The following is a 24,938-nucleotide window of genomic DNA, read 5'->3' as shown; positions in this document are numbered from 1 at the left end:
AGGAAGAATGGATACCGGTTTTCCGTCCGGAATTGCCAAAACAAGAACTTAAATCATTCCAGCCTTTCCATGATATCCTGAAATGATCTAGGCTTGGCACGCCTCGAACGTTCGCTTCAGCCGCTCCGCATCGAGCTCGCGCCCGATGAAAACGAGACGGCTCTCGCGCCTCTCGCCTTCCTTCCATGGCCTCTGATGATCGCCCTCCACAATCATGTGCACGCCCTGCACTACGTAGCGATCGGAATCGCCGGCAAAGGCGATGATGCCTTTGAGTCGCAGGATGTTTGGTCCATCCATCTGGGCAGTCTTGTTGATCCACGGGAAGAACTTCTTCGGGTCCATCTCTCCGGCGCGCAACGAGACGGAGATCACGCCTGTGTCATGGATGCCGGAAAGCTTGCCATGATCATGGTGGTGATGATCGTGCCCATGCCCATGGTGATGATGGTGGTCATGGTCGCAGTCCGGGCCACATACATGGTCGGGATCGTCATGGTCCAGAAAATGCGGATCATTGTCGAGCGCGCGCTTAAGGTCGAACGCGCCGCGGTCAAGAACGTCAGCAAGCGCCACCCCGGCGCGCGTGGTCTTGTGAATGCGCGCATAAGGATTGATGGAGCGCACTGCCGCCTCCACCTGTGCCAGCTCCTCCTCGCTCACAAGATCGCACTTGTTCAGAATCACGATATCAGCGAAGGCGATCTGGTCGGCTGCTTCCCGGGAGTCCTCAAGGCGCAGCGGCAGGTGTTTGGCATCGACCAGCGCCACCACCGCATCCAGCTTCGTCTTTGCGCGCACGTCGTCATCCATGAAGAATGTCTGGGCGACGGGTGCAGGATCGGCAAGCCCGGTCGTCTCCACGATGATTGCGTCGAAGCGTCCGGGCCTGCGGGTGAGCCCCTCCACCACACGCACCAGGTCGCCGCGCACGGTGCAGCACACGCAACCATTGTTCATTTCGTAGATTTCCTCGTCGGATTCGACGATCAGGTCGTTGTCGATGCCGATCTCGCCGAACTCGTTCACGATGACGGCATAACGTTTGCCGTGGTCTTCCGTGAGAATGCGGTTAAGGAGCGTGGTCTTTCCCGAGCCAAGATAACCGGTAAGCACGGTGACCGGAATTTGCGAGATCTGTTCGGACATTGGGCTCATCTTCAGGAGGTTGTTGCGTCAGTCCCATATAGGGGCTCTGCAATGCCGATGCACCACCCTATCGCACTCCAAAATGGCCGAGGTCGAACCGCGCGACATCATCAAGAAGTTCCAGGAAACCGTTGCAGGCGTGGTCCAGAATACGTTCGCCGGCTTCTGCGCTGGCAGAGGCGGCATCGCCCGCGGCTCCTTCGGGCGAAAGATCCTTCATCATCCAGCCGAAGGCGTGCGGTCCGTAGGCGCGCAGGTGCCGGAAGTCGCGCTGGAAGTCTGCCTGAGCGGAAGGAAACTGCTTGGCCTTGTCCATCTGCACCAGATCCGGCCGAAGCGCGAGCATGACTGAGGTCTCCACATATCCGCCATGGATGCCCAGCGCCCGCTCCTCCTCCGTGACGAGCCCGTGGGGTGTGCCAAAGCGCGTCCAGCTTGTCGCGACGGCAAGCATGTTGCGGCGGACCCGCAGCTCGGTGGCGACAATGGTCATCAGCGGGGCGTTGCCGCCATGGGCATTGAGCAGAACGAACTTGCCGATTCCCCTGTCGGCGCAGGCCTCCCCAATGCCAATCCAGCGTCGCACGGCCTCGTCGAAGCCGAGCGAGTGTGTGGTTGGATCGTGTGAATGCTCGATGGAGTAACCCAGTTTTTCCACCGGTAGAAACTCAACCGTCATTCCAGCCGTCGTTCCAGCGCACGTCGTTCCCGCGCGCAGACACGCCATAGCGCGCGAAGCGACTGCCTCAGCGATCATCCAGTCAGTCTCGGGCGGAAGGTGAGGGCCATGCTGCTCGGTGGCGCCAAGAGGCAGGACAGCAATCGTCGTTCCAGTCGGGGCTTCCCGTTCTTTCTCGGACATGTGAACGATATGCCGCTTTGATGCGGGCCTGTAAAGGATAGCCGGCGCGGCTTTCATCGCCTGCATCCGAAAAGGCCGCTCCTTCCTATCGAATTACTAGCTCTGGTTGTTGTCAAGAAGCTAAGCCGGACTATCTTTTTTAGGCTGGAAGCGCTGGATGTTAGAATTCCTGCAGCCGGCGCGGCAAAGGAACAACAGCATGGCAACGACATCAAAAGGTTCGATCATCGGCCAGCTCCAGTCCGCTGCACGGCTGTCCCGCACCGCTCTCGCCGAGGAATTGCTTGCTCATGGCTTATATGCGGGCCAGGACAAGATCATGCTGGCGCTCCATCGGGAGAATGGACTCACTCCCACAGAACTTGCCGGACGCCTCGGCGTGCGCCCTCCAACGATTACCAAGACCATCAATCGGCTTGCTGCACAAGGCTTCCTTGAGAAAAAGGCTTCTGAGACGGACGCCCGGCGCGCGCATGTCTATCTGACCGAAAACGGCACGGATGCTATCAGGGCAATTGAGAAATCTTTGCGCAAGACTGAGAAACAGGCACTGAAGAGCTTCGATAAAGACGACCAAAAGACGCTTTCACAATTGCTGGAGCGCATACAAACCAACCTGTCAAACCGAAAGCCCCTCATGCCAGGCTCCCGTCAGGTTGAGGAACGTACATAGCCGGCCATCGCAGACATCTTTACTGGCACAAATGTCGTTGACCTCTGCCACAGCAGTGTCATAAGCCCTTTAAACAGTTTAAAGCCAAATGCCCATGAAGAGGGTTCTGCTGGATTAGGGGAGCGCGCGCTGGCACAGAAGATCAAGCTATCGACGATTGCAGATGCCCTTGGCGTATCAACAGCGACCGTTTCGCTCGCGTTACGCGATAGTCCGTTGGTAGCCGATGCTACAAGACAGCGCATCAAGGAGCACGCGCGGGCTATCGGATACATCTACAACCGAAGGGCAGCGAGCCTGCGCACATCCCGCTCAGGTATCATCGGGGTTGTCGTTCACGACATCATGAACCCCTTCTATGCGGAGATCCTGCGCTCGATCGAAGGCGAGCTTGACCGCTCCCGCCAGACTTTTCTGCTGTCAAACCACTATGACCAGGTCGAGAAGCAGCGCACCTTCATCGACACGCTTCTCCAGCTCGGCGCGGACGGCGTCATCATGTCGCCGGCAATCGGGACGCCGCCGGAGGATATCCTGATGGGTGAGAAAAACGGTTTGCCGACCGTCCTTGTCGCCCGAACCGTGGAAGGTGCGTGTGTCCCCGTCTTCCGCGGGGACGACGCCTATGGCATCGGGCTTGCCACCAACCATCTCATCTCACTTGGTCACACGCGCATAGCGATGATCGGGGGTACGGACCAGACTTCGACAGGTCGGGACCGCTACCAGGGCTATGTCGCGGCCATGCGCAAGGCAGGGCTCGAAGTGCGGCCGGAATGGCGTTTCCCCGGCCCGCGTACAAAACAGGCGGGCTTCGAGATAACAGGTGCCTTTCTCGCCCATGAAGCAAAGTTCACGGCGGCCGTCTGCTGGAACGATCTCATAGCAATCGGCCTCATGAACGGTATCGCCCGCGCCGGACTGACGCCTGGGGAAGATATTTCCGTCACCGGCTATGATGATCTGGAGGAAGCATCCATTGCCACTCCGGCCCTAACCACCGTCTGGAACGGCCAGCGAGAGGTCGGACGTCGCGCTGCGCGGGTCCTGCTCGACCGCCTCAACGGGGCCGCTGTGAACCCGGTTCAGGAGCTCATTAAGCCGGAACTGCACGTTCGCCAGTCTACAACGCGCCCGCCAGAGAATTCGTAACGGTATTGACGGAGATGCGCCAAACCGGAAGAGATTCTGGGAAAAGCGCGATGGACAGAAGCCTCAGAAAGGTGAGAGCAGGGTTTGCACCCTTCTTTGTATGCCGGAAAACCCGCTCGGTGTTGTACCAAGCGGGTTCCAACGACCCAGCCGCTCCCAGGAGGAGCGAGCCCGGGCTTATGCGAATGCGCCTATTGGTGGGCCAGGCTCGCATGCGACATTTCGAGCGCTGGAGGAACGCGCGTCAGGTCGTCCCGTAAGAGCTCAAAAATATCCATAGCGGTGCGCAGGTTGAAACGCCGCTCGTCGAAGAACATGCCGTAGCGGGCGCTCGCCTGTCCTGGCAGGATCTGCGTGCAGCCGCTGTAATTCCCTCAAGGAGGTTCTGCTGGAGATAGACCGGCAGCGGGGAGATGGCCAATCCGCTGGATACGAGGCGGATCGCCGTCATGATGTCGTCGACCTCGCCCACAACATCGTAGACTACCTCGTGGCGCCGCAGCCAATCGCGCGAGACGGCGCCCAACGGCGAAAGCGGTGAGGCGAGCACCACCGGCAATCCATGGCTTTCCTGCTTCATAAAAGCGAGCAGGTGCTTCTCGCCCATCCAACGCAAGGTGAACTCGGTTGTAAGATCCGGCGCGATTTCCGACGGGTAAAGGGCACGAAAAACCGCGTCCAGTTCGCCCTGTTCATACATCTCTTCCAGCCGGCGCGAATCCGCGATACGCCAGGTCAGCATATCCTTCATCTTTCCAAGCTTACCCGTGCGCTCCACCAAAAGCGGCGCGCAATAAGTGCACACACCAACCTTAAGCTTGGAAATGTTGCGCTCGTAGCCGACGGATTTAAGGCGCCTTTCCAGGTCGAGCATCTGGCGGATCAGGCGTGATATTTCCTCCTTCACGATGATCTTGTTGCCAACCTTCTTGATCAGCGATGTACCGATGGCCCTTTCCAGGCGGCCCAGATGCATGCTGATGGCCGGCTGGCTGATTCCCAACTTCAAAGCGGCTCCTGTCAGGCTTTTGGTTTCAATAACTGCCTCTGCGGCCCGGAGCGTGGCAAAAGACAGCCCTTCCTGCTTCTGAATAGTCATCTTTCGCACCCTTTCCCGTTGCAGTTGAAGGAAACTTTCGTTTCGCCCGACCTCTTGACCTTATCTTCCACGCTTATCCTCTCCCTTCTGCTGAAATCGACGCTCGCATCTGCGGAAAGCGCCATTTGCACTCTGGCGAACCACCTCATCGCGAGGAGCTATCCTGCTCCGCACGGTTCGGCATCCAATCGGGGTGACCGTCTTGCGGCGGCTACCGACGGGTTCCTGACTATGGTTGAAACGCGACTCGACTCATGGGCGCACTGAACTCTGGATCGTCTCTTTTTTGAGTGCCCCTTCTCCAACCCGATCGCCACGCCGAGATAGTTAACGCAAGAGTTGTGGCATTACAACCTAAACGCGTAAACAGCCCGAAGGGCAACTACGGAAATATTTCATTTTTCCTTAACCTATTCGTTTTACAGTATAAATTTCCTGTGGAAATTTAGTTGCACTAGCCATAAACGGTACAACTTTAACGCTTGCAGCATCCCGCGCAAGCCTCGTTTACGGCAGACGATTCGATGTACCCGGCGTACACGTTGAATGTTTGTTTACATAACCTGACTGCACGCGCGCTCTTTCCTCCGCCAGCGGAACAAGACTGCGTCTTAGCTCCCCGCCGGCGCTCCCATCCGCATGCGTTGCGGGCCGAAGAGGCATGCAAGGGCAAGGATGACGCCGGAGACAGTGGCAATCATCCCAGCGGCGCTGACGGCATGTTGGCCGCCTATCCATAGAGGCCCGTATCCCGCCAGCACATAACCGGCGACTGCCGAAATGACGGCAAAGAAGACGCTCCACAAAATCTGAACTTCCAGCCGGTTGGTCATCAATCGCGCCGCGGCGGGCGGACAGATAAACATGGCAATGACTATGATAGAGCCCACGGCATCGAACGCCGCAACCGCGGCCACCGCCGCCGTGATGACAAGGCCAAGGCCGAGCACGCCAGTCCTGATCCCGACAGCCCCGGCGAATGCTTCGTCGAAGGTGGAGAGCTTGAGCGGACGCCAGAAGACGATGGTCAGGATGCTGATCAATAGCGCCACCACAGCGATGCGGAAAAGCTCGGGCGGGAGAGCGGCAAGCGCTACAGGATCGAAGAGCGAGCTCCAATCATCCGCGGCGAACCAGATAAGGCTTTCCAGATTGCCGTAGAGCGCATGCTCGACATCAAGATGCACACCGCTCGTGTCACTTTGCTCCAGTAGAAGCACGCCTGCCGCGAAAAGCGCGGTGAAAGTGACGCCCATTGCAGCGCCTGGCTCAATGCGCCCTACCCGTTTGATGAGTTCGATCATGACGACAGCAACGATAGCAGCGCCCCCTGCCCCAAAAAGCATCGGCCACGTGGAAACTTTTCCCGTCAAGAGGAAGGCAACGACGATACCCGGCAACACGACATGACTGATGGCATCGCCAATCAGCGCCTGCCGCCTCAGGATTAGAAAATTGCCGGGCAATGCACAGGCGATGGCAGAAAGGATGCCGATGAGCAGCGGCGTCAAGCTGAGCTGTACGAACTCCGAACCCATCGAAACCTCACGAAACAGGAGCAGGCGGGCCAAGCCTGTGGTCGATATCCGCTAGTTCGTCGCGGGTCAGCACAGTTTCGATCGGCGTCAGCCCATCGTAACCGCCGCCAACCGCTTCGTCCTCGTAAAGCTGGCGGGCGAGAGCCCAGCGCTTCTCGTCACGGAGAGCCTTCGCCGCATGGGCCCTGCCCTTCTGCGTCGCCACCCCGTCCTGCCGGATGAGCCCTTCACGCCTCAGGACGGTAAGGGTGAGTGGATCGAAGATCGCCTCGCCACGGGCAAGCGCAAGCAGACCCTGCCTGCGATGAACTGCAAGCTGGAACCGGCGATGCCTGAGAAAGGCGGCAATCACACCGCGGCCGGGCGCGAAGAGAAGTGAGCCGGCGAAAAGGCTGAACGCAACGAGCACGACGATTGGCCCGGTCGGCAAATTGGGCGCGGAGGCGGAGATTGCCGCGCCAACATATCCGGAAAAGCCGCCGAAGAGGCCGCCGAAGAGCAACACATGTTCGGCACGCTCTGTCCACAACCGAGCAGTCACGGGGGGGATGATGAGCATGGCAACAATCAGGATCAGCCCGACCACTTTGAGACCAATCACTGTGACGGCCATGACGAGCCCCATCATGGCAAGATCTATGCGCCGGACGTTGATGCCGGAGGCTGCCGCGAACTCCGGATCGAACGCAACAATTGTCATCGGTCGGCACATGATCAGTATCAGAGCCAGTGTGGCAGCGCCGCCAGTGGCGATCACGATGGCATCCGCAAACAGCATGCCGGCCGTGGAACCCAGCAGGAAGCTTTCCAGCCCCGCCTGATACCCCCGTGAAAGGGTTTGGATCACCGTCAGAAGAACGATGCCAAAGCCGAAGAAGACCGACAGCACAGCGCCAATGGCCGCATCCTCTGCAAGCCGCGTCCGGCTGACGATCCATTCAACCGCCAGCAGGCCGATGCTTGCAGAAATGGCGGAGCCAAGCAGCAGCCCCAAAAGGTTGCGCCCGTCGCCGCCTAGCGCAACCATGACGATAAACGCAGCGCCAACGCCTGGAAGCGTAGCATGTGCCACCGCATCGCTCACCAAGGCGCGCTTGCGCAGGAACAGGAAGGAGCCGCCGCTTCCTGCCGCAACGCCGAGAAGCGCGGCGCCGGCTGCGACCAGCGCCGCGTTATAGCCAGCCTGGAAAAGGAACGCATCGAGAAAGGCGCGGAACATCGCTGTCACGCCGGAAGCTTAAGCTGGTCGATATGCGCTGTGGCAAGCCGGCCGCCATACGTCTTCTGCAGGTTCTCTGCCGTGAACGTCGTCTCGACCGGACCTTCAGCAATCTTACGCACATTGATGAGCAGGACATTGTCGAAATAATCAGCCACCGTGGCCAGGTCATGATGCACGCAGACGGCGGTTCGTCCTTCCTCCTTCAGCGCTCTCAGTACGTCTATGATGGCACGCTCCGTTGCGGCGTCGACGCCTGCGAAGGGTTCATCGAGCAGGTAGAGTCCGGCGTTTTGCGCCAGTGCGCGGGCGAGAAACACCCGCTGCTGCTGTCCGCCGGAAAGCTGGCCGATCTGCCGATGCGCGAATTCCGCCATCCCGACGCGGTCAAGGCAGGAGAGAGCCCGCTCCCGGTGATGCTGCCGCACGCGGCCCAGAAGCCCCAGTTCGCGATAGAGCCCCATCAGCACGACATCGATGACCCTCGTGGGAAAGTCCCAATCCACTGAGGCACGCTGGGGCACATAGGCGATTCGGTGCATGTTCTGCCTGAGCGGCCGTCCATAGGCGAAAACCTGACCAGACAGGCGCGGCACGATGCCCAGCACGGCCTTGATGAGGGTCGACTTGCCTGCACCGTTCGGCCCCACGATCGCGGTCATGGACCCGGCAGCCACGGCCGCATCGATGGAGAAGATCGCGGGCTTTTCACCATAGGAAACAGTCAATCCCGCAACGACAAGCGGGCTTTCGTCGAGCGCGTCAGAGCCCGCCGCCCACTCCTTCCTGCTGGCAAGTTCAAGCACGGCGTTCATCGGCTCCGGCCTTCTCAACTTCCCGCGGCAAGCCGGCCATGCATGCCACGCTCCGGCGCCTCGCCACCCAGCGCGCGGGCGATGGTTGTGACATTGTGGTCAATCATGCCGATATATGTTCCTTCATAGGTGCCTCCGCGCCCCATGGCGTCGGAGAAGAGCTGTCCGCCCACCTCCACTTTATGGCCGCGCGCCGCCGCCCCTTCGACAAGCGCGCGAATGTTACGGTCGGAGACCGAAGACTCCACGAAAACAGCACTGATTTCACGCTGCACCAGTACGTCAACGAGTTCCGAGATGCGGTTCAGGCCTGCTTCGCTCTCGGTAGAAATACCCTGCACGCCGAGCACCTCGAAATCGTAGGCGCGAGCAAAATAGTTGAACGCGTCGTGCGCCGTGACGAGGGCACGCCCACCCTCGGGCACAGTGGCAAGGACCTGCTTGGCATAAGCGGACATTTCAGCGATTTGCGCGAGATGCTTTTCCGCATTGGCCCGGAACTCCGCTTCGTGCTCGGGCCACTCCTCGATTAGCACATCGCGCACGGCACCAACCACCTTCTGCCACAGCTCGGGATCCATCCAGATATGGGGATCGTAATGATCCTTATAGGTGTCGTGGGCAATCAGCAGCTCGGGCGGGATGAACTCTGCCAGCGCGACAACCCGGCGGCGCGCTTCAAGCCCACGCAGGAAGGACTCCATCTGCGCCTCAAGATAGAGGCCGTGCCAAAGGACCAGATCCGCCCTCATCATTGCCAGAATATCAGTGCGCGTCTGCCGATAAGCGTGCGGATCGACCCCGGGTCCCATCAGGCCGCGCACCTCCACCCGTTCGCCACCCACCTGATGCGCCGCATCCGCGATCATTCCCGTAGTGGCGACGATATTGAGCCTTTCCTGCGCCTGCGCTGGTGAGAGAGGTGCCATGATTGCCACCAACAGCGCCGCAAGCCCCGCCGCCAAAAGCCTTCGATACGGTTTTCGTGTGATCATGGCATCCATTTTGCCCGCAATGATGCAGTTACAAACCGTTTGCAGGAACGCCTCACCCTTCTCCGCGTTCCCGTCGCAAAAAATCTTATGCAATTGCAAACGATTTGCAAGAGGAAAACGCCTGCGAAGTCTCATTGCCCGCATTGGGTCTGCCGGATACACGCCCCTGGTGAATGCAGGAGGCGTATCGTTGTTCGGCGGAGACTAGTACGCTTGCTTGATGTCGATGTGGCTCACTATTCTCAGGGCCTGCCTGTTTCAGCGCACCACCGGCTGAGCAGTTTCAATGGCCTTCGGTCTCGACAGCCGGCCCATTGAACATGGGCTGACGATGGTTGGCAAGGAGCCGACTTCCTGACCAATATGCTTGACCCTCACGCAAAGAGCGCAGGCAGCAATGCTCTCAGTGGACCAGGTATGATGGCCCGCGCTACCCGAGTTGGCGGCGAGGGCTCGTGGCTCCATCCAGGTCGCCATCAACGCCACAGTCGCTGGCACACTGTAGACGGCTGAGCTCGGAAGAAAAGCCTTCAACCACCGCCATTTTTCTCCATAAAAGGTGTGAAATCAGCATTCTTGTGGATGCTCATTCGCGGTCCCTGTGCATCATCTGCTCCGCACTACCTTCCGGGACGCGATAGGCGGCACAACGAAATGCATTCCCTTTTTCCCCAATTAGGTGACGGCCACAAGGATGCTTGCGCGGCAGGGGCGCACCGAGGTTGGTTAAAGCAACGCCCATTTAACGGGACGCGTAGCCGGCTTTCTTGAAGAGGGTGCAGATGTTTCCGGTGGCTCTTCAGAGGCCATTGAAAGTTCTGGCTGCAGCGGCGCGGGTGTGCCTTGAGCTTGGCAAGGCTGTTCCGATGGGGTTGAGGTCGGGGGTTTAGGGGCGGCAGGAACAGGGAAGGTCTGCGTTTTCCAATGNTGTGCATCATCTGCTCCGCACTACCTTCCGGGACGCGATAGGCGGCACAACGAAATGCATTCCCTTTTTCCCCAATTAGGTGACGGCCACAAGGATGCTTGCGCGGCAGGGGCGCACCGAGGTTGGTTAAAGCAACGCCCATTTAACGGGACGCGTAGCCGGCTTTCTTGAAGAGGGTGCAGATGTTTCCGGTGGCTCTTCAGAGGCCATTGAAAGTTCTGGCTGCAGCGGCGCGGGTGTGCCTTGAGCTTGGCAAGGCTGTTCCGATGGGGTTGAGGTCGGGGGTTTAGGGGCGGCAGGAACAGGGAAGGTCTGCGTTTTCCAATGAGCGAAGGGGCGCTGGCCAGGAGCCTTGCATGCCCCGCTCGCGTTGACCGATGTCTCGTCCACAAAGATCAGGCGATGGGGTGGTTCGACCCGCATCCTCGGCTGGCGCAGCGTGATCCACAGGCGCCACAGTGCGCACCGCCGCGCACGCGTGTTCCGGCGCCATCAGCGCTCTTTTATGGGTGTAGCCGCGGCAGCAGCGGGACCGGGGCAACCCGGCCGGATCGGCCCGCATCATGCTTCGCTGCCTGCCAGTCCGCTCGGCATCCGGTCTGGCTTCCGACCGCGAATGCTTCGAAAGCGAGAGCCGGAAGCCCGATGGCGGGCCATGACGCGGCGGCACTGCCGTTCCGTGCTGCCTCACACGCTGCATCAGCTTGATCGCGGAGCCGGCGCTGACGCCAAAGCAGCGCGCCGCTGCCACGCCCCGGAATGCCCCCGCTTGGGCAAGCGCAACAACCTGATCGGGACGATCCGCGAACAGCTCTTGCCCATGATCCACCTTCAATCAGGTGAACCCAAACCAGACCCAAAGTGACCCCTTGATTCAGGATTTTCAAGCCGATGATCTACCCTCGCGCCGGGTCATTAAAAACAGGAGCCGCCCCAACACCATACTTCCAGCAATGAACACGGAGAAGCATGCTTCCGGATCATACACCCATAGGCTCCTATTCCGAGGCGGGTCGCACCCATCTCGAAGGCACTGCTCACGGTACACCGATGCTTTCAAAGTGTAAGGATCATGGGGGGGGCGCCCGCTTTTCCGGCCTCAATGCGTCCCAATGGCGCGCGCCTTATTTCCTGCCAATGAACGCTGCACCATCGAGAACAAACCGTAGCAATAGGAGGAGAGGCTTTCCCCCGGGCGAGCCGAGCAGGTGCCATAGGCGCCGCTATCCAGAGGGGCTTCTGGCCGACAGGGGCAATTTCGGGCAGCAGCTGGCCTCAACCACCCAGAGATGCATTTTCGCAACGCCCACAACTCAATTCACACGATCACCAGCTTGACACCTACATCGGGTCGACAAGCAAGAAAAATTCCTTTAGGGGAAGATGGCGCTATGTTTACAGAGCCAACATATGCTAGAGTATATGAGTTTGTTATAACGTATACATTTTGCAGCACCGGTCGAGGAGGCCGCCTGCCAGGAGTTTTTTCCTCCGGCTAGGACAGCCGCAGAGTCGACTGGAACAAATACTAGAAAGGCCGAAACCGCCTCAACAGGCGGCTCCTTCGAGGCCATGAAATTTCAACTCTGGGAAGAAATTTTTAGAACCAAATGCTTATATATTATCCCAGTCGGGGGTTACGGTCACAAGCGCAACGGGGCCGTAACCCCCTCTTTATGCACGTAATAGCATTTTAAAGCAATATTAAATTACAGTTTTCGATCAGAATTATGAGTCATAACCCGCTTGTCTGGCTATTCTTCGATTGTATGCATCTCCTTGGTACTCCCAAGGTTCTGCGCCAGGTACCCCGAGCTCGCCGGAAATGATGCCAGGGCCTTCGTTCCTAGACATGCCAGGGGCGCCGGATGAGCGCGGCTCCATTCGTTTACCTGAAAATTGAGTGGCTTGACTCGGCTCATTCCGCGTTTGATCCTGTCTTGCCCTACGTCTTGGGCCCATCGGTTCGCATACTGTTCTAAAAGCAGGTAAATAGGCTCTCGTCGGAGGGCTATGTGGAGGAAACGATGAAGATTCGTGCGATTGCCGGCACCTCAGCAATGTTGCTCCTTTGCAGCACGTCACTGGCGCAGGATGGTGGCAGCCTGACATTCGCCCCGGGGGAGGATAGCCGCTTCAGTTGGCAGAGCTACGAGGATTTTGCGGCGAGTCACGATTTGACCGGCCAGCGTCTCACTATTTTCGGTGACTGGCTGAGCCCTGAAAGGGAAATTTTCGAATCTGTGGCCGCTTATTTCGAGGAAGCAACCGGGGCGGACGTTGCCTATTCCGGCTCCGACTCTTTCGAACAGCAGATCATCATCGACATTCAGGCTGGCAGTCCGCCGAACATCACCATTTTCCCGCAGCCCGGGATTGCCGCGAATCTTGCCTCTCAGGGGCATCTAAGCCCGCTTGGCGAGGAGGCTGCCGCTTGGGTTGCGGAAAACTATGCGGCCGGCGAATCATGGGTTGAACTTGGCACCTATGAAGGGGAGGACGGTACGGAAGCCTTTTATGCCTTTCCCTACAAGGCGGATGTTAAGTCGCTTGTCTGGTATGTGCCGGAAAACTTCGAGGATGCAGGCTATGAAGTTCCCGAGACGCTGGAAGACCTGAAGGCCCTGACGGAGCAGATCGTCGAGGACGGAGGGACCCCGTGGTGCATCGGCCTCGGCGCAGGCGCAGCCACAGGCTGGCCGGCGACCGACTGGGTGGAGGACATGATGCTGCGGACCCAGCCGCCGGAAGTCTATGACCAGTGGGTCACCAACGAAATCCCCTTCAACGACGAGCGCGTGGTTGCCGCGATAGAAGAGTTCGGCTGGTTTGCCCGCGGCGAGGGTTTTGTGGCCGGAGGAACGGAGGGGGTAACCTCCACCGACTTTCGCGACAGTCCTGCAGGGCTCTTCTCCTCCCCGCCTCGGTGTTACCTGCACCATCAGGCCTCCTTCATCCCGAGTTTTTTCCCGGAGGGCACCGAAGTGGGAGTCGACGTGGACTTCTTCTACATGCCGGCCTACGCGGAAAAGGATCTTGGTACGCCCGTCCTCGGCTCCGGCAACGTAGTGGCTATCACCTCCGACTCCGATGCAGCCCGCGCCTTCATCGAGTTCCTGAAAACTCCCATCGCCCATGAGATCTGGATGGCCCAGGGGGGTTTCCTCACACCCCATGAGGGAGTGAACGAGGAGGCATATGCAACCGATGCGCTAAGGAAGCAGGGTGAGATTCTTGCAGAAGCCACGACCTTCCGCTTCGACGCTTCCGATCTGATGCCCGGGCGCATCGGAGCCGGCGTCTTCTGGAGCGGAATGATCGACTATGTAGGCGGCAGACCCGCGCAGGAGATCGCCGATGGGATCCAGAGGGAGTGGGAGGCGATAAAGTGATGCAAGGCGAGGCTTGCAGAACGGAAAGAGGCCGTATTGCGGACGCCTGTGCTGGCATGCAACTGGCGGTATAGCTGGAAGCATTGCGCGGCGGCTGCTGAAGACGGCCCGAAGGAGAAATGAAAGTGGCAGTTTCCCGTGCACCGGTAACGCATGCTGTAACCGGAGCGGGGGCGGTTTCGAACCTCGTTCTTGCCGTCGCGAGCCTGTTTGTCATGGCTGCCGGGCTCGCCGCCAGCATCGTGCTTGCCGTGGCGGCCTATGCAGTGCTTTCGTTCATTCTTCCCCAATCCATGCTGCTGAGGGCAGTGTTGGTGATGGTGCTCGGGGTGACGGCATGCGTCGGTTATTTCTGGAGTTCCAACAAGCTTCTCGACACCATCTATCCTGCCTCGGGCGAAAACATTTCCGCCAACCTGAACAAGGCCAATGCCATCAGACCGTGGCTTTTCCTCGGACCCTCACTCATCGTCCTCGGCGTCTATCTCGTCTACCCCGTCATCAACTCGGCGATAATCAGCTTCTACGGCCCCAATAGCCAGAACTGGGTGGGGACCTACAATTATGAGTGGCTGGCGCGCGATGCATCCTTCCGCGAAAGCATGCGCAACAACATCCTCTGGCTCATTGTCGTGCCTGCAGCGTCCACCTTCTTCGGCCTCATAGCCGCCGCTCTTACGGACCGGATCTCCTGGGGCAACATCGCCAAGAGTTTGATCTTCATGCCCATGGCAATCTCCTTCGTCGGCGCCAGCGTCATCTGGAAATTTATCTATGATTACCGCCCGGAAGGCACCGAGCAGATCGGGCTGCTGAACGCCATAGTAACTGCTTTCGGCGGCGCCCCCCAAGCCTGGATCACCATTCCTTTCTGGAACAATTTTTTTCTGATGGCGGTCCTGACCTGGATACAGACGGGCTTTGCCATGGTCATCCTGTCCGCTGCCCTTCGCGGGATACCGGAAGAGACCATCGAAGCGGCGGTGATCGACGGCGCCTCGCCCTTCCAGATATTCTACAAGATCAAGGTGCCTCAGATATGGGGCACGATTGCCGTGGTCTGGACCACCATCACCATCCTGGTGCTGAAGGTGTTCGATATCGTGCTGGCCATGACCAACGGCCAATGGGGCACGCAAGTGCTCGCCAATTACATGTTCGACTGGATGTTCCGCGGCCTCGATTTCGGACGCGCGTCCACCATTGCGCTCGTCATCATGATCATGGTCGTGCCAATCATGATCTGGAATATCCGCGAAGCGCGGAAGGAGAGGCAATGAACGGCGCTGTCGGTTCACGCCCGTTGCTGACCTGGGCTGTCCACATTGCAGTGTTATTGCTGGTCACCGCCTGGACCATTCCCACCCTCGGCATCCTTGTTTCATCCTTCCGCGACAAGGAGCAGATCGTTGTCAGCGGCTGGTGGACGGCCTTCCTGCCTTCCGAGCGAAATATCGTTGCCCGAGCTGCCCCTCCGGACGAGGCGACCGAGGAGAACGGGCGTTGGGTGCTGAGGGGGAACATTTTCGAAGACGGCGCCGGCAGTGTGAGCGCCTTCGGCGTCTCCATTCAGCGCCCCACGGAATTCGCGCCCGGCGACGCGGCGGAAACGCGCGGCGGCGAAATCATAACGGTGCAAGAAAACGGAGACTACGTCATCTCCTATCCGCAACGCCCGGAGGGCAGTCGCGGCCAACGCCTGTTCGTCACCTCGCTTGAAGCGCCGAAGTTCACGACCGAGAACTACCGCACCGTGCTGTTTTCAGAAGGGCTTGGCCGGAGCTTCATCAACACGCTCACCGTCACCATACCGGCCACGGTCATTCCGATTTTGATTGCCGCATATGCCGCCTATGCGCTGGCCTGGATGCAGTTTCCTGGCCGCGCACTTCTGCTAGCCACAATTGTCGGCCTTCTGGTGGTGCCCCTGCAGATGGCGCTTATTCCGCTCCTTCAGCTCTATAACAATATCGGCGTGGGGAAATCCTATATCGGCATCTGGCTGGCACATACCGGCTTCGGTCTGCCACTGGCCATCTATCTCCTTCGTAACTACATCGCCGGCCTGCCGCGCGAGATTATCGAGAGCGCGCGCGTGGACGGAGCGACAGATTTCGAGATTTTCGGCAAGATCATCCTTCCCCTGTCGTTTCCGGCGCTCGCCTCCTTCGCCATCTTCCAGTTCCTGTGGGTGTGGAACGATCTTCTCGTCGCGATGGTCTTCCTTGGCAACAATGAAGAGCAGCTTGTCATGACAGGACGGCTGCGCGAACTTTTGGGCTCGCGCGGGGGCGACTGGGAAATTCTGACGGCTTCTGCCTTCGTCGCGATCGTCGTACCGATCATCGTCTTCTTCGCCCTGCAACGTTATCTGGTCCGCGGGCTGCTGACGGGCTCCGTCAAGGGAGGTTGAGCTTTGATGGCGAGGCAACCGGCGCGACACTTAAAGGATGGACGGCATTCGGAAAGGCGCGGATGTATGCGGGCACCAGGGATCAGAGAGAAGTGAGATGGCCGGCGTTCTAATGAAGAATATCAGGAAGAGCTACGGAACGACGGAGGTCATCCACGGTGTCGATCTTGAGATTGAATCCGGTGCGTTCGTCGTCTTCGTTGGCCCTTCAGGATGCGGGAAGTCAACGCTTCTTCGCATGATCGCCGGGCTGGAGACGATCACCGGCGGCGACATGTATATCGGAGAGGAACGGGTGAATGACATTCCGCCCTCGCGGCGCGGCATCGCTATGGTGTTCCAGTCCTACGCTCTTTACCCGCATATGACGGTATACGACAACATGGCCTTCGGCATGCGCATCGCAAGGCGGCCCAAGGAGGAGATTGATCGGAAAGTGCGCGAAGCAGCGGAGATCCTGCACCTGTCGCCTTATCTCAACCGCCTCCCCAAAGCGTTATCGGGCGGCCAGCGCCAGCGCGTTGCCATAGGCCGAGCCATCGTCCGCGATCCGAAGGTCTTCCTCTTCGACGAGCCGCTTTCAAATCTTGACGCCGCACTTCGCGTGGCCACCCGCATCGAGATCGCCAAGCTCAAGGAATCCATGCCCGACTCCACAATGATCTACGTCACCCACGATCAGGTGGAGGCGATGACGCTCGCCGACCGCATCGTGGTTCTATCTGCGGGCAACATCGAACAGGTCGGCGCGCCGATCGAGCTTTACGAAAGGCCCGCCAATCTTTTCGTCGCGCAGTTCATCGGCTCACCAGCAATGAATGTGCAGCGAGCGGTGATTGACGGCACGGGCGAGACGACCACCATCAGGCTGGGCGAGCACAAGGCCGCGATACCCATACCCTCCCCGGCTGATATGTCCGGCGCGCAGGTGCACTTCGGCGTCCGGCCGGAGGATCTGACCGTTGCATCCGCCGGAAGCGGCCTGATCGACGGACGCGTGAACCTGGTGGAATGCCTCGGCGAGGTGACGAATCTTTATCTCGACGTGGAAAATGCATCGGAACCTATCATTGTGAAGCTGCCCGGCGTCCAGCGCTTAAGCCGCGGTGAGGTCGTCTCGCTCAGCGCCGATCCAGGCAAGATGCATCTGTTCAACAGTGAGGGCCGTTCGCTGCTTTACCTGTAAGGTAACCAGTCATCCGCTCCGATAGATGCTTGCCTGGCCGGAAGAGCTGCGTGACCGCGCGTTCTTCCTGTGATATGGGCTACCGAAAATTGGGAGCAGCTTGGACGCTGCCTATATGCATCAGCATCATGACCCTGACGTTCGATACAAGCACAGTTGAAAACCGCGCACACCTGCGGCCCGCTGCGGAAGCGGAAAAGAGATTGCTTATTGGCCTGTCACGCGAGGAACTCGCGGACGCTCTTGCGACGCTTGGCGTGCCGGAGCGACAGGTGAGAATGCGCGTGCGCCAGCTATGGCATTGGCTCTATGTGCGAGGGGTCTCCGACTTCTCGCAGATGTTCAACATCTCCAAGGATTTGCGTAAGAGCCTCGACGATCAATTCACAATAGCCCGTCCAGAGATCGTTGAAGAGCAGATTTCCGAGGATGGCACGCGCAAGTGGCTTCTGCGCTTTCCCCCGCGCGGCGCCGGCCGCCCCGTCGAGGTGGAGACGGTCTATATCCCCGAGGAAGGGCGCGGGACGCTGTGCATCTCCTCCCAGGTGGGCTGCACCCTTACCTGCTCCTTCTGCCACACCGGCACCCAGCGCATGGTGCGCAATCTCACTGCAGGTGAAATTCTCGATCAGCTTCTGCTTGCTCGCGACCGGCTCGGAGACTTTCCGGACGCCGAAACGCCGGACGGCGCCATCGTGCCGGCGGAAGGCCGTAAGGTGACGAATATCGTCATGATGGGCATGGGAGAGCCGCTCTACAACTTCGAAAACGTCAAGCAGGCATTGCTCATCGCTTCCGATGGTGAGGGCCTCTCCTTGTCGAAGCGCCGCATCACCCTGTCCACGTCGGGCGTCGTGCCGGAAATCTACCGCACCGGTGAGGAAATCGGCGTCATGCTCGCCATCTCGCTGCACGCCGTCAGGGACGAGTTACGTAATGAGCTGGTGCCGATCAACAGGAAGTACCCGATCAAGGAACTTCTGGATGCTTGCCGCGCCTATCCGGGCCTCTCCAACGCCCGGCGCATCACCTTCGAATATGTGATGCTAAAGGGCGTCAACGACTCTCTCGACGATGCGCGGGAACTGGTGCGGCTGCTGAAAGGCATACCGGCCAAGATCAACCTCATCCCCTTCAATCCTTGGCCGGGCAGCGCTTATGAATGCTCCGACTGGGAGCAGATCGAACGTTTCGCCGAATTCGTCAACCGAGCCGGATATGCTTCGCCGATCCGCACGCCGCGCGGCCGCGACATCCTCGCTGCCTGCGGTCAGCTAAAATCGGCTTCCGAGCGGCTGAAAAAGGCAGACAGGCTGAAGCTGGAAGCCATGATGATTGCAGGCCATGGGGAGTAGGGCAGCATTCGTGCGTCCTAGAACGGCTTTTTCATCCTTAACTGCTCGGCCCATGAGGCGGTTTGGCGTCGTTCCTACCGCGCCTGCGTTGTGAGGATCTTCAGCGCAAAGGCTGAGAAAACGCCAGCGAAGAGGTAGTCGACCATACGCATAACTCGAGGACTCTTTCGCAGGAAGCTTGCAAACCTGTCCGCGGCCAGCACCATGGGTATGATGACCGGCAGGCACAAAGGGATGAAAAGAAAGCCAAGAAAAAAGAGCTTTGCGGGAGCGTGCGGATCGTTTGCCGAGACGAATTGCGGCAGGAAGGTCATGAAGAACAGGATGATCTTCGGATTGAGCAGGTTGATGCCAAGCCCGATAGCCCAGTTTCTTGCGAAGGAGCTTTTCCGCGTCGCCTTCACATCGGGATCGAAAGCCGAACCGTGCCGGAGCGCTTGCCATGCCAGCCAGACGAGATAGGCCGCACCGCAGATCTTCAGGATGAGAAAAGCGGAGGGCGAGGCCACGAGAAGGGCGGAAAGACCGAGAGACACCAGAATGGTGTGAATAAGTATGCCCGTCATGGCCCCGGACATGCAGGCAAAGCCTGCTTTCTTTCCCTGTGAGAGCGCACGGCCGACGAAGAGCGTCATGTCCGGCCCCGGTGTAATGGCGATGACAAAGGTTGCTATCGCGAATTGCACGATGACCGGAAGGGCGGGGACAAAATCCATGAAAGAAGCTCTTTGACAAGTGGCGGCTACAACACGGCAATCTATATTGCAGCCAACCGCTTTCAGGCTATGCGGCATCGTGGCCGAATGGCTTCAGGGCATCCGTGCTGTAAATCGTTCAGTCATTGTGGGAATTCCTGGACGTCCGCACTTACGCAGCCTCGGCCATGCTCCGCTCGCCCAGCTTGGTGATAGCCGCCAGGCTAGCGAGATGCTGCATGATCGGCTTGAGGAAGCCTTTCTGGTGAAGGTCCTTCACGTCGTCCGCGCTTAGATTGTCGAAAGCTTCTTCATTAACGATCATGAGTCCATGAACGACGCTGTTGCCGTCGCCTTGCGTCCGCGCTTTAAGCGTGACGCTGGTCAGAAGGTTGAGCCGGTCGAGAGTGGCGCAGAATTCATCCGTGCGGTCGGCCGAGTGCTTGTAGTAGGTAGCAAGGTCGCGCGCCTGCAGCAGGGCCTGCTCGGGCTCCCCTGCATCCGAGAAGAGGCGCTGGCCTCCCTCCCTAGGCTCGCGCTGGCTTTCATCGATGCACAGAACGGATTCCCCATTCGGCACGTCGCCCACGATGAAGGGATACCGTCGCAGATAGGCAGGCACATAACCGCCACTCCAGCTTCCGTCCGTCGCAAGGAAGAAATTGACGCCTGGCTGCATGCCCGCGACGAACACGGCCGCCGGCTGCTTGCTTCCCGGGAGAAAGGCGATGGGCAGATGCGGCATGGCAGCACCGAACTCATCGACTACAGCAGGAATCAGGTGGGCTTGGCCAGCAAAGCCGAACCGTTTCGCGCTAAGGTCGATCCTCAGATTGCGATGCGCTTCGCTATTGAGCGGGATAACCTTGCTATAAAAAAGCGGGTTCTTCATCAAATTCCCCTGTGCCCTTCGTTTCTGATGCATGATTGTATCAGATGCATCGAACGTCAATCTTCAGCACAGCGGTTCCCCAACGGAGCCTTGTGGATCAACGGTTCCGGGGATTTCCTCCTAAGCAGGCTGTTATCCGGCCGGTTTGCGTCTGGCTTCAGGCGACGGCCCGCAATGTTCCCGATCTTTCTTTTTCGCCCAATGCACCGGCGGCATCTTGCACGGGAGCCACTTCCACATTGTCGATGAGGCGTGTTCCGCCAAGCCAGGCGGCAACGAGCAGCCTTGCCGGGCGTGTCGCTTCGGCAAGCGGTGCAAGATCGTCATCCGCCCGCAATTCCAGATATTCCACCTGCTGGCAACCCGCAGCCAACAGAGCATTGTTGGCGTCTGCAAGCGCCTTTTCAACGGATGAACCTGCGGTAATCTGCGCGGCCGTCTCGAAGAGGATCTGCGCTATCCGCGGAGCCGCCTTCCGCTCCGCAGCGGAAAGCCGCCCGTTGCGCGAGGACATTGCCAAACCGTCCTCCTCCCGTATCGTCGGGCAGGCTACGATCTCCACCGGAATATCGAGGTCACGCGCGAGCCTGCGGACCACATGAAGCTGCTGGAAATCCTTTTCGCCGAAGAAGGCAAGATCCGCCCCGGTCTGCAGAAAGAGCTTGGTCACCACGGTCGCCACGCCATCGAAATGGCCGGGACGAAAGGCGCCGCAAAGCCCCTCACTGACACCGCCCACCGAAACAGTGGTTGCAAAGCCCTCCGGGTACATCTCATCCGCATTTGGTGCAAAAAGGATATGTGCGCCGAGCGGAGCGAGCTTCGCCGCATCTTCCTCTTCCTTGCGGGGGTAGGCCGCCAGATCGTCCGTGCTGTTGAACTGTTTTGGGTTGATGAACAGTGTGACGATTACCCGGTCCGCCCGTTCGCGCGCCGCTCGGACGAGGCTCAGATGGCCTTCATGAAGCGCACCCATCGTCGGAACCACGGCCACGCTGAGGCCGTCTTTTCTCCATTCCGCCGTGGTTGCCCTCAGTTCTTTTACCGTGCGGATGACCGGAATCTTCATGCCGCTTTCCTCCGTTCAGGATTTCTGGCTATTCGCCGAAAACATGCTCAGGCGCGGGAAACCGGCGCTCCCGCACCTCCTGCGCATAGGACTTGACCGCTGTTTCCGCCTGCTTGGCCAGTTCCGCATAGCGCTTGACGAATTTAGGGCGGAAATCGGTAAACATACCGAGCATGTCGTCCACCACCAGGATCTGTCCGTCACAAGCCGGTGAAGCGCCGATGCCTATGGTCGGGATCGCAACGTCTTCGGTGATGCGTCGGGCAAGCGTCTCGGGCACCTTTTCGAGTACAACGGAAAAAGCGCCCGCCTCGGCTACCGCTAACGCGTCCCGCCGGATGCGCTCAGCTTCAAGGCCCTTGCCCTGCACCCGGTAACCTCCTAGCGCGTTCACAGCTTGCGGTGTGAGGCCCACATGCGCCATGACTGGCACCCCTCGCTCGCTGAGGAAGCGGATGGTCTCGGCCATGGTCTCGCCGCCTTCGATCTTGACCGCGGCACATTCCGTTTCCGCCATCAGCCGGGCGGCGTTGCGCATTGCCTGCTCCGGCCCCTCCTCATAGGAGCCGAACGGCATATCGACCACCATCAGAGCGCGCTCAAGGCCGCGGCGGACAGCCTTTCCGTGCATGATCATCATTTCCAGCGTTACGCCCAGCGTGGAGGAGAGGCCATGCAGCACCATTCCAACGCTGTCACCTACCAACACGACGTCGCAATCGGGATCGACGAGTCTGGCGACTGGAGTCGTGTAGGCTGTCAGGCATACAAGCGGCGTGCTGCCCTTGGCAGCCGAAATATCACGCGGTGTGATCGCTCCCGTTCGTCTTGCTACGCTCATGGCACTTCCTCCACAACTCAACCTTTCATCAGGGTCTGCCATAAATTTGTGCATGTGCGAAGATAAATTTGCAATGCAGCAGAAACATCACGTCGCGAGCTCTCGCTCCGTCGTTGTCGCCCTTGGCGCGGGAAAGGCCGCCTTAATTCAGCTTCCCGAGCCAATTCCGGTTCTCCCCCCTCCCGACCTGCGCAATAATAGGATTTGAGACTAAACGCACGTACGAGTAGCTGTCATGCCACACACCTTGAAGGGCGCGTTGGCGCCCGTCCTTACTCCGATCACAAAGGATAATCGCCCTGACGCGCGAAGGCTTACGGAGCATTGCCGCTGGCTCATCAGCCAAGATTGCGGGCTGGCAGTATTCGGGACGAACAGCGAGGGTAATTCTCTTGGCGTCGATGACAAAGTTACCCTGCTCGATCATCTGGTCAGTGAAGGGCTGCCACCTGCCCGCATGATGCCTGGAACGGGGACCTGCGCGTTAGCCGACACGGTGAAGCTTAGCCGCCACGCCGCGAAGCTTGGCTGTGGCGGCGTGCTCATGCTGCCGCCCTTCTACTACAAGGATGTGAGCGACGAAGGGCTTTTTTCCTATGTTAGCGCGGTGATCGATGGCGTGGGGGATGAGCGCCTGCGCATCTACCTGTACCACATTCCGCCGGTTGCGCAGGTGGGCTTTTCCGAGAACCTAATCGAGCGGCTGATCACGGCGTATCCGGGCACCATCGCTGGCATTAAGGACTCATCGGGCAACTGGGAGCACACGCGCGCCATACTCGATCGCTTTCCCGGTTGGGGCATCTTCTGCGGCAACGAATCGCGGTTGAAGGAAGCACTGGAGCTGGGAGGCGCAGGCGTGATTTCCGCCACCTGCAACATCAATCCCGGCACGCTCGCAACGCTCTGCCGCGAATGGCAAAGCGCGGATGCGGGGGAATGGCAGGAGCAAGCGAGCGCGCTACGCGGGGTGATCCAGAGCTATCCCATGATTCAGGCGCTGAAAACGGTTGTCGCGCATTTCCGCGAAGATGCGAACTGGCACCGCGTGCTGCCTCCACTTGTAGGATTGGACGAAGTCCAGCGCGCCAGCCTCGTCAAGCAGATCATGGACATGGGCTTCACCATGGACGGCCTGCAGGCAGCCGCTTGAGACAAGTCGCCACCGACCGCCTGCGGGTCCGCAAGCACGTTGTTGTCAGCGATTGCACGCGCTCCGTGCTTTCTGCAAACATTGGCTGGCGCCTTTCGCCAACGTCCTGGCTGTAAGCGCGGCTGGACAATGTCACTGCCGGTCGAAGATCAATGCAACGGATCAGTTGGCCGCTGCGTGACCGCTGGCCTTTGCATCCTCGCCCCGTGGCGAAGAGCGGGCTGAACTGCTGACGGCGTTCTCACAAACCTTGATGTGATCGGCGAGCGCCTTGTTGGAAAGCAACGCGCTGATGGTTGTGATATCGCGTCCCTTGAACTCGTCCATGCTCTGGAGTTCCCGAAGCCGATCCAGAAGTTCAACACGGGTCATGCGGTTTCCTCCTTTTGTGCTCGGCGGAATGCTCGTGGTAAACAGTCAGGTTGCTCCAACCTTTTCTTTCAGTGGAATCTCGACATCGATTTCCAGGGTGGAGACCTGGTCTCCGCGGTCCATCTTTATCTTGACCTTTTCGCCATCGACCTTCACGTGCTTGGCGATCACAGCCAGAATCTCCTCTCGCAGACGCGCTACGAGGTCTGATTCACCGACCGATGAGCGTTCATGTGCCAGCAGGACCTGTAGTCTCTCCCGAGCGGTGGGAGCCGAAGCTTTCTTTGCGAACAGGCTGAAGATCTTCATGCAGCCCTCCATCCGAAAAGCTTGCCGAGCAAGCCGCGCTTTTCGCCCGGAATGGTGATGGGCACGTCCTCGCCGGCCAGCCGGCGCGCAGCCTGGAAATAAGCCTGTGCCGGCGCGCTTTGGGCATCGGCAAGCGTGACCGGCGTACCCAGGTTGGAAGCGCGCAGCACATCCATGCTTTCAGGCACGATGCCAAGCAAGGGGATAGACAGGATTTCCAGGACGTCTTCTACGCTCAGCATGTCTCCCCGTTCGGCCCTGTTGGGCTCATAGCGGGTAAGAAGCAGGTGCTTGTCCATGGTCTCGCCGCGCTCGGCCTTGAGCGTTTTCGCGTCGATGAGCCCGATGATGCGGTCGGAGTCGCGTACGGAGGACACTTCCGGATTGGTAACGACCACGGCAACATCGGCATAGCGCATCGCCAGCGTCGCGCCGCGTTCAATCCCCGCGGGACTATCACAAATAATCCAATCGAAGTTCTTCCGCAGGGCGGCAATTACCCGCTCTACGCCTTGCGCCGTAAGATTGTCCTTGTCCCGCGTTTGCGAGGCCGGGAGCAGGTAAAGCGTCTCCAGCCGCTTGTCACGGATGAGCGCTTGTGGCAGCTTTGCCTCGCCGCGGATGACATTGACGAGGTCATAGACGACGCGCCTTTCAGCACCCATGACAAGATCAAGGTTCCGCAGGCCGACGTCGAAATCGACGACAACCGTCTTCTCATTCCGCTGCGCCAGGGCAGCCCCTAGAGCGGCAGCCGAAGTTGTCTTTCCGACGCCCCCCTTACCCGATGTTACAACAACTACCTTTCCCATCCGCATCTCCTGTCTGCCT

The 24,938-nt window shown here is 59.2% G+C and carries 22 protein-coding genes; 8 read left to right on the top strand and 14 right to left on the bottom strand.

What is annotated here, in order from left to right; translation table 11 throughout:
* Window positions 1-87 precede the first annotated feature (87 nt).
* A complete protein-coding gene (locus HUS57_RS16190) occupies window positions 88-1,149 on the bottom strand; it encodes a GTP-binding protein (protein WP_173934906.1) in 1,062 nt (353 codons plus the stop codon).
* A gap of 67 nt (window positions 1,150-1,216) precedes the next feature.
* Window positions 1,217-2,011 carry a creatininase family protein gene (locus HUS57_RS16185; protein WP_173935238.1) on the bottom strand — a complete coding sequence of 265 codons (795 nt, stop codon included), beginning with the start codon at window positions 2,009-2,011 and terminating at the stop codon, window positions 1,217-1,219.
* Between the two features lie 199 nt (window positions 2,012-2,210).
* Here HUS57_RS16185 and HUS57_RS16180 point away from each other — a divergent pair, with 199 nt between their 5' ends.
* A complete protein-coding gene (locus HUS57_RS16180) occupies window positions 2,211-2,684 on the top strand; it encodes a MarR family transcriptional regulator (RefSeq protein ID WP_173934905.1) in 474 nt (157 codons plus the stop codon).
* 129 nt (window positions 2,685-2,813) lie between these two features.
* Window positions 2,814-3,836: a LacI family DNA-binding transcriptional regulator gene (locus HUS57_RS16175; protein ID WP_173935237.1), complete on the top strand. Its 1,023-nt coding sequence runs from the start codon at window positions 2,814-2,816 to the stop codon at window positions 3,834-3,836.
* A 244-nt stretch (window positions 3,837-4,080) separates the two neighbouring features.
* Here HUS57_RS16175 and HUS57_RS16170 read toward each other — a convergent pair whose 3' ends face one another.
* From HUS57_RS16170 to HUS57_RS16150, 5 genes are all read right to left on the bottom strand, one after another.
* Window positions 4,081-4,935: a LysR family transcriptional regulator gene (locus HUS57_RS16170; protein ID WP_246727904.1), complete on the bottom strand. Its 855-nt coding sequence runs from the start codon at window positions 4,933-4,935 to the stop codon at window positions 4,081-4,083.
* A gap of 611 nt (window positions 4,936-5,546) precedes the next feature.
* Complete coding sequence (locus HUS57_RS16165; protein ID WP_173934904.1) at window positions 5,547-6,473, bottom strand: metal ABC transporter permease; 927 nt, start codon at window positions 6,471-6,473, stop codon at window positions 5,547-5,549.
* Window positions 6,474-6,480: 7 nt separating this feature from the next.
* The gene (locus HUS57_RS16160; protein ID WP_173934903.1) at window positions 6,481-7,692 is read right to left on the bottom strand and encodes a metal ABC transporter permease; all 1,212 of its coding nucleotides are present in this window, start codon (window positions 7,690-7,692) and stop codon (window positions 6,481-6,483) included.
* Window positions 7,693-7,697: 5 nt separating this feature from the next.
* Complete coding sequence (locus tag HUS57_RS16155; protein WP_173934902.1) at window positions 7,698-8,507, bottom strand: metal ABC transporter ATP-binding protein; 810 nt, start codon at window positions 8,505-8,507, stop codon at window positions 7,698-7,700.
* 14 nt (window positions 8,508-8,521) lie between these two features.
* A complete protein-coding gene (locus HUS57_RS16150) occupies window positions 8,522-9,436 on the bottom strand; it encodes a zinc ABC transporter substrate-binding protein (RefSeq protein ID WP_246727903.1) in 915 nt (304 codons plus the stop codon).
* A gap of 3,021 nt (window positions 9,437-12,457) precedes the next feature.
* Here HUS57_RS16150 and HUS57_RS16145 point away from each other — a divergent pair.
* From HUS57_RS16145 to rlmN, 5 genes are all read left to right on the top strand, one after another.
* Window positions 12,458-13,822: an ABC transporter substrate-binding protein gene (locus tag HUS57_RS16145; protein WP_173934900.1), complete on the top strand. Its 1,365-nt coding sequence runs from the start codon at window positions 12,458-12,460 to the stop codon at window positions 13,820-13,822.
* 293 nt (window positions 13,823-14,115) lie between these two features.
* A complete protein-coding gene (locus tag HUS57_RS16140) occupies window positions 14,116-15,102 on the top strand; it encodes a sugar ABC transporter permease (protein WP_210256108.1) in 987 nt (328 codons plus the stop codon).
* Entirely contained in the window at window positions 15,099-16,235 is a 1,137-nt protein-coding gene (locus HUS57_RS16135; RefSeq protein WP_173934899.1) for a carbohydrate ABC transporter permease, read from the top strand. The genes HUS57_RS16140 and HUS57_RS16135 overlap by 4 nt, the downstream gene beginning before the upstream one ends.
* Window positions 16,236-16,332: 97 nt before the next feature.
* The gene (ugpC, locus tag HUS57_RS16130) at window positions 16,333-17,421 is read left to right on the top strand and encodes a sn-glycerol-3-phosphate ABC transporter ATP-binding protein UgpC (protein WP_173934898.1); all 1,089 of its coding nucleotides are present in this window, start codon (window positions 16,333-16,335) and stop codon (window positions 17,419-17,421) included.
* 128 nt (window positions 17,422-17,549) lie between these two features.
* Window positions 17,550-18,776 carry a 23S rRNA (adenine(2503)-C(2))-methyltransferase RlmN gene (gene rlmN, locus HUS57_RS16125; RefSeq protein WP_173935235.1) on the top strand — a complete coding sequence of 409 codons (1,227 nt, stop codon included), beginning with the start codon at window positions 17,550-17,552 and terminating at the stop codon, window positions 18,774-18,776.
* Between the two features lie 74 nt (window positions 18,777-18,850).
* On the opposite strand, the gene HUS57_RS16120 is transcribed toward rlmN, so the two are convergent.
* From HUS57_RS16120 to panB, 4 genes are all read right to left on the bottom strand, one after another.
* The gene (locus HUS57_RS16120) at window positions 18,851-19,492 is read right to left on the bottom strand and encodes a LysE family translocator (RefSeq protein ID WP_173934897.1); all 642 of its coding nucleotides are present in this window, start codon (window positions 19,490-19,492) and stop codon (window positions 18,851-18,853) included.
* 151 nt (window positions 19,493-19,643) lie between these two features.
* Window positions 19,644-20,363, bottom strand: a complete 720-nt coding sequence (locus HUS57_RS16115; RefSeq protein WP_173934896.1) for a SapC family protein — start codon at window positions 20,361-20,363, stop codon at window positions 19,644-19,646.
* 157 nt (window positions 20,364-20,520) lie between these two features.
* Window positions 20,521-21,432 carry a pantoate--beta-alanine ligase gene (panC, locus tag HUS57_RS16110; RefSeq protein ID WP_173934895.1) on the bottom strand — a complete coding sequence of 304 codons (912 nt, stop codon included), beginning with the start codon at window positions 21,430-21,432 and terminating at the stop codon, window positions 20,521-20,523.
* A gap of 28 nt (window positions 21,433-21,460) precedes the next feature.
* On the bottom strand, window positions 21,461-22,273 hold the full coding sequence (panB, locus tag HUS57_RS16105) for a 3-methyl-2-oxobutanoate hydroxymethyltransferase (protein WP_173934894.1): 813 nt from the start codon (window positions 22,271-22,273) through the stop codon (window positions 21,461-21,463).
* 235 nt (window positions 22,274-22,508) lie between these two features.
* On the opposite strand from panB, the gene HUS57_RS16100 reads away from it, so the two are divergent.
* Window positions 22,509-23,426, top strand: coding sequence for a dihydrodipicolinate synthase family protein (locus tag HUS57_RS16100; protein ID WP_173934893.1), 918 nt, complete (start codon window positions 22,509-22,511; stop codon window positions 23,424-23,426).
* Window positions 23,427-23,588: 162 nt separating this feature from the next.
* Here the strand turns inward: HUS57_RS16100 and HUS57_RS16095 are convergent, their stop codons facing one another.
* From HUS57_RS16095 to minD, 3 genes are read right to left on the bottom strand one after another with little or no spacing between them, the layout of a single operon-like run.
* A complete protein-coding gene (locus tag HUS57_RS16095; protein WP_173934892.1) occupies window positions 23,589-23,798 on the bottom strand; it encodes a hypothetical protein in 210 nt (69 codons plus the stop codon).
* A gap of 45 nt (window positions 23,799-23,843) precedes the next feature.
* The gene (gene minE, locus HUS57_RS16090) at window positions 23,844-24,107 is read right to left on the bottom strand and encodes a cell division topological specificity factor MinE (protein ID WP_173934891.1); all 264 of its coding nucleotides are present in this window, start codon (window positions 24,105-24,107) and stop codon (window positions 23,844-23,846) included.
* Window positions 24,104-24,919 carry a septum site-determining protein MinD gene (minD, locus tag HUS57_RS16085; protein ID WP_173934890.1) on the bottom strand — a complete coding sequence of 272 codons (816 nt, stop codon included), beginning with the start codon at window positions 24,917-24,919 and terminating at the stop codon, window positions 24,104-24,106. Before minD ends, minE begins: the two co-directional genes overlap by 4 nt.
* Window positions 24,920-24,938: the final 19 nt, after the last annotated feature.

The sequence above is a fragment of the Chelativorans sp. Marseille-P2723 genome (assembly GCF_902809845.1).
Lineage (GTDB): Bacteria > Pseudomonadota > Alphaproteobacteria > Rhizobiales > Rhizobiaceae > Chelativorans.
The sequence above is the reverse complement of the archived record's forward strand: the minus strand, read 5'-3'. Positions and strand labels throughout refer to the sequence as shown.